Source organism: Longicatena caecimuris (assembly GCF_004341945.1).
GTDB lineage: Bacteria > Bacillota_I > Bacilli_A > Erysipelotrichales > Erysipelotrichaceae > Longicatena > Longicatena caecimuris.
Map to the genome: position 1 here is coordinate 1 of NZ_SMBP01000041.1, position 5,436 is coordinate 5,436.

At 39.3% G+C, this 5,436-nt stretch carries 4 protein-coding genes; all 4 read right to left on the minus strand.

Going from position 1 to position 5,436, the window contains the following annotated elements; genetic code table 11:
* Positions 1–148: 148 nt before the first annotated feature.
* Positions 149–2,284 carry a transglutaminase-like domain-containing protein gene (locus EDD61_RS13630; protein ID WP_132225858.1) on the minus strand — a complete coding sequence of 712 codons (2,136 nt, stop codon included), beginning with the start codon at positions 2,282–2,284 and terminating at the stop codon, positions 149–151.
* On the minus strand, positions 2,277–3,269 hold the full coding sequence (locus tag EDD61_RS13635) for a DUF58 domain-containing protein (protein ID WP_132225860.1): 993 nt from the start codon (positions 3,267–3,269) through the stop codon (positions 2,277–2,279). Before EDD61_RS13635 ends, EDD61_RS13630 begins: the two co-directional genes overlap by 8 nt.
* Positions 3,269–4,201 (minus strand): AAA family ATPase, encoded by a 933-nt coding sequence (locus tag EDD61_RS13640; protein WP_132225862.1) that lies wholly within the window; start codon positions 4,199–4,201, stop codon positions 3,269–3,271. The genes EDD61_RS13635 and EDD61_RS13640 overlap by 1 nt, the downstream gene beginning before the upstream one ends.
* Before the next feature lie 203 nt (positions 4,202–4,404).
* Positions 4,405–5,061, minus strand: coding sequence for a hypothetical protein (locus EDD61_RS13645; RefSeq protein ID WP_008689962.1), 657 nt, complete (start codon positions 5,059–5,061; stop codon positions 4,405–4,407).
* Positions 5,062–5,436 lie beyond the last annotated feature (375 nt).

Below are 5,436 nucleotides of genomic sequence, written 5' to 3' on the forward strand. Positions count from 1 at the left end.
TATGAAACTTGCAAGTCGCTCTTGGGTTCGTCGATAACTACGCCCCGAGGGATTTTCACCCTAGATATGTGGCATGCCCGCCACACATGAAAAAAAGGAATATCCTAACAACGTGCATATTCCTTTTCAAAATGATTGTTATGTTGTTTTATAGCGCATCCCATATCCAAAAGCGAAGCTTCTTTTGCCATGACAATGTTGTAAGAACATGAGCTCGCTGCGTTTGCCATTGCGATTGCAGTTGTTGTACATCCTCTTTCGTAATCTCATGCTGCGAAAAGCGTGCTTTTTCCACAAGTTGTAATGTTTCTTGATCAATCTTCGCTCCATATGGGAATAAATCTTCTAACCAGCCATAAAGCGTTAACAGCTTTTGTCGTTGTTTCATGCTTTCCAACTGTTTCCGGCGATACTTTCTTCTTAGGCTTGCCTGTGCATAAATGAATAGGGGCAAGGTAAGTACAACGAGAACTGGTAACAAGAAAGAAGGCAGCGAGGAAGAGGCAGACGTTGTTGTCGTGCCATTTTCTTCCATTAAGTGTTGCGTAGGCTGTTGGATTGGTTTCGGCTCTTCCTTATTTTCAAGACCGGGGGTAATTTCTGATGGCGTTGTTTGCGTGAGAGGCTGTTCGCTTTTTTGTATGGTAGAATCGTTATCTGCTGCCGGCGTTACTTCCACAGGCATCCATCCATAGGTTTCATCAAAAATTTCCACCCAGGCATGTGCATCAGAATCTTTGACCTGTGCATGTCCTTCATGATCATAAGCATTGCTATCCACACGATACCCTTCTACATAACGGGCTGGGACGCCATAATAGCGTAATAACAATACAGCAGAGGATGCATAATGAACACAATACCCTTCCTGATTTTCCCATAAGAAATAGGAAACAAAATCCTTGGAAAGGTCAGGCGATCCCGGATAAAGTGTATAGCGGGTATGAGCATACAAATAGCCTTTTACATAGTCAATAATTTCTTCCGTAGACGCAAAACGATGGAAGTTATCTTGTAAGTCTTCTACCGTATTAAATTTTTCTTTTATATCTTTAGGTAGCTGTAAATACTGCTCCTTAATAAAATCCACATATTCCTTATAGGATGTTCCCTGTGGTACATGCAATATTTTTTGTTCATCATCCCAGATTTCATAAGTAACAGCATCCTTTGTTGAATTGCTCCATGCTGCATAGCCATCATAATAAATATTCATATCCTGATTGATGTGCTTAAGATAATATGGCACAATGGCATATTGCGTATTGGCGCGCATATCTTTGATCATCAATGAATTCGCATGAATATCTTTCGGTAATGCCGCCTGATTCATCCAAAAACGAATCGTTGTCCAATCAATATTGGGATATTGACGATATTGTTTATGCGCAAGGGATTTCCATGTATGTCCATCATAAATAGCACCGCTATAGGTTTTTAAATATAAGCGAGATGCCTTAGGATAAGTAAGTTCCATTTGGATAGCACCGGTATAAGAACGATTCCCCGCTCTTCCTAAGTCAATTTCACCTATGCTTTCTGAGCCATAACGTAAGTTATAAGTGAACTGCTCAATTGTCTGTAACAGTTTTTGACGCATATGACTGCTAGTGGAGGAGACTTCATACTCCTTTTCTGGTAATAGGATAAAAAGCGTACCAAATATAAGAGAGAAGCAAAGCAGAACATAGCCAAACAGCTTGCCATAATGCCATGAACGTGTACTATGTCTTCTGATATAAGAAAGAAACAATAAAGAAAACCAATCCATCAAAAGCAAACAGGTAAGCAGCCATGGCTGTTTGACACTATACAGCATCGTTGGAAAATATAGCAGAAAGCTGATGGCAAAGGCTGGGAAATGTCGTTTCCAGCGAATGACAAAAAGGTATTCCAGTAACATGATCAACAGATACAACGCTATCCAAACTCGTGAAAACAAGAAAGGAAGCTCTTGTTGTGACAGTGTCACTTCATAAACTTGAAACGTATAGTTGGAAGAATGAGCATACACAGATGTGATTTGATTATATATGGCATTAATGGTATCACGAAAGTTAATGATCAGACTTAAAAGTAAAAGCATTATCAGAGCACCATAAATAGGTATTACCCATTTTTTCAGTTTTGTCGTTTGTAAGAATAGAAAAAGCAGTGTTGCGATAAAGGTCGTACATAGTACGACACCATTCAGCATTTGAAAAACCCATAGGAAGATAAGGAAAGGAAGATAACTTGTTAAGACGAAAAGAAAGCGATCGGTAAGTGAGAATGTCTTATGCATGCACATCACTTCCTTTCTCATCCATAGATGTTTCTATCCCGCTAGAGCGTATGCATACGTGTGTCCCCAGCTGTGAACGGTAAAGAACATTGTCCTCTTCTTCCGCTTTGGGATGTGCGAGAATTGCCTGTAAACAACGTTTTAAGCTCGCTTTATCATAGACCTCCTGTTCCAAATTGCCATCTTTAGAATTCCAACAGACAATGGCACTCATAGAACGCTGTATCCATTCTATAGCACAGGCATAAAAGTGTCCCAAAACCTGCTCGCATTCCTCAACACTTCCATGCAAATCTAAATATACAAGCAGTTGTTCCTGTTGGTAAGAGGCAAAAGTACGTATCATTGTCTTCGCTAATTTGTAGCTTAATTTATGATGAATATGGCGCAAATCATCGCCAGGCTGGTATTCTTTCACTTCATGTGTATCTTCTAAGATGCCACCGTGTTGAATATGACCTTCATATACATGTTCCTGATCTTGTAAGATATCATGAATTTGTGATGATATAGTGGTCCCAGTTGCATGAGGATATAAATAATAAGTACGCTTTTGATGACTGTGATAACGACGTTGAAATAATCCCAGCATATCCTGTAGTACAAAACCATCAAAGCATAAGCGAATTTTTCCCATCGTTGCCTCATGGGCAATCATAGGAACATACACGATGGTATCACTTGTAAATAAGGTCAGATTATCTTGAGTTTGCTCATCCAAAAAGATATTCTCTTGTTGGATGTTGATTTTGAGTTGAGCAAGCGGGAACCATTTCCCACTGGCGCAATAAAAGTAACTGCCCTCTTTACGGCGTTGAAAGTCTACTTGTAAATGATTTGATGAAATCAGCATGGCAAATAAACTAATCAAGGGCAGCGCAATAACACCTGTCAAAATTATCAGAAATAAATAGCCGCCTAAAAAGATGTAGAGCAGTGCACACACTGCCAACAAAAGCAGATAGCGGCACCAGGCGCGAAGCATTATGCTTTCCTCAGCTGCGGTTTTTCAATCTCATCTAAAAGGTTTTGTAAAACAGCAGCAGTCGTGCGATGATCCTTAACAATATCGTTTTTCATTACTATACGATGTGCAAGAACATCGTGGAAGACTTGAGTGACATCTTCCGGTATGACATAATCACGATCGGCTAAATAGGCATGTGCTTTGGCCATAGCCGTTAAGGCAATACTGGCACGTGGACTTGCCCCTTGATAAATTCGCTCATGATGACGAGTAGCATTCACCAGATCAACGATATATTGATAAATATCCTCATGTACAAAGATGGCATCGCATGCGTTTTGCATTTCGATGACATCCTCTACACTGGCAACTGGTTGTATCTGATATTGCTTTTTAGCCTGTTTTCGCTTTAACATTTCAACCTCATCCTGTGCACTTGGATAGCCGATGCTCATACGTATCATGAAACGATCCAACTGGCTTTCCGGTAAAAGCTGTGTACCGGCAGAACCGTATGGGTTTTGTGTAGCGATGACCATGAATGGCTGTGGCGCCGTTTGCGTATATCCATCTATGGTAATTTGTTTTTCTTCCATGACTTCTAGTAAGGCCGCCTGTGTCTTACTTGACGTTCGATTAATTTCATCAGCTAAAAAGATGTTGCAAAAAACAGCGCCCTCATGCAGATGAACTTCTCCACTAGATGGATCAATTACACTATAGCCAACCACATCGCTTGGCAAAACATCCACGGTAAATTGCATACGCTTGCTGTTAAGCTGCATAGCTTTGGCAAATGCCATCGCCAATGTTGTCTTTCCGACACCGGGAATATCTTCCAAAAGAATATGTCCCTTAGCTAAAATCACCATCATAACTTTTTCGACTTCTTGTTTTTTTCCAATCATGACCTTATTCACTTCTTGTAAAATTTCTGTTGTTTTTTTCATAATCGCTTTCCCTCTGTCTTGTTTATATAGTTTTAGCGTATGTCATTTTTGTGTATTTGTCAATTTTGAAATACAAAAGAAATCTTAAAAAATAACCATTCCGATAAACTGCTTTTATCTGACTTGACAAGTTTGACCCCTTTCCATTCTCGCATTCTTCCCCTTACCGTATACTTCCTAATGTAATAAAAAAAGATCCTAAATCAGGATCCTAACGTTAAATTTTCTGGACGCATGCATTGTAAATCATCCTCTTCCAACTGTAAGCGAGCATATGGAATTTCCTGTTTCTTAGGGCAAGCCATTGGTTGGATCATAAAGCTGCATAAGGTACAATATCCGTTTGAAGAGCTGCGTCGTATACATTCATATGCGCACTTCTTGACACAATTCTCATCACACCACTGTGCCAGTTTGATTGCCGCATCATTGGCTAAGCGACAGCTAAATTCTTTTGGTAAACCACTGTCCATAAGATAGCGGCTTAAAATATTGGCATAACACAAACAATATTCTATGATAAAGAAGTTTTCTGCATTATTTTTTTGTAAGTGCTTAGGCCATTGCGCTATATCAATTGCTAAAGCTTCATAGCGTTCTTGGGCAATGTGTGCTCTTGGCTGCTGTAAACATTCATGTTCGTTTTCACGACAGGCACGTAAAAATTCTCCCATCGTTTTTAACAGTTGGTATTTGAAGGTCGCAAAGTCAATTGTCACCTGAAATTCGGTTTCTAATTTTTTGAATGCTTCCGCACACATGATGAGCGCTGCATCGACAGTTTCTGCCTCAAATACGGATAGTCTTGTAATCGGAGGTTCTAGAAACATGAGTAATTCTTTTCCATTGATATATTTCATTTTTTATCACCTTTTGTAATAGTACACTATTTTTATAAGATTGCAACTACCTTATGCAAATCTTTGCACATTCAGGTGGTACAGCATACGTTTATGAAAAAAAATCTATACTTTCTTGTTTAGCAATTGCCTTGCCAAGTTTATACCTTCTAAGATTAATGCAATAAAGATCCCGATACTTCAGAATCGAATGTGTTTATTAGATTTCTTTATGCAAACGATTCATACCTTCTTGTTTGGCAACTGCCTTGCCAAGTTTATACCTTTTAAGATTAATGCAAAAGAAAGTAGGCGATAGTCATTAAACTACCGCCCCTTATCAAACCGTACGTGCCCTATTAAGGCATACGGCTTACCAATATGCTTATTTATGTT

Coding starts and splice junctions, on each gene's coding strand:
- EDD61_RS13640 (WP_132225862.1), bottom strand. CDS start 4,201: ATGAAAAAAACAACAGAAATTTTACAAGAAGTGAATAAGGTCATGATT.
- EDD61_RS13630 (WP_132225858.1), bottom strand. CDS start 2,284: ATGCATAAGACATTCTCACTTACCGATCGCTTTCTTTTCGTCTTAACA.
- EDD61_RS13645 (WP_008689962.1), bottom strand. CDS start 5,061: ATGAAATATATCAATGGAAAAGAATTACTCATGTTTCTAGAACCTCCG.
- EDD61_RS13635 (WP_132225860.1), bottom strand. CDS start 3,269: ATGCTTCGCGCCTGGTGCCGCTATCTGCTTTTGTTGGCAGTGTGTGCA.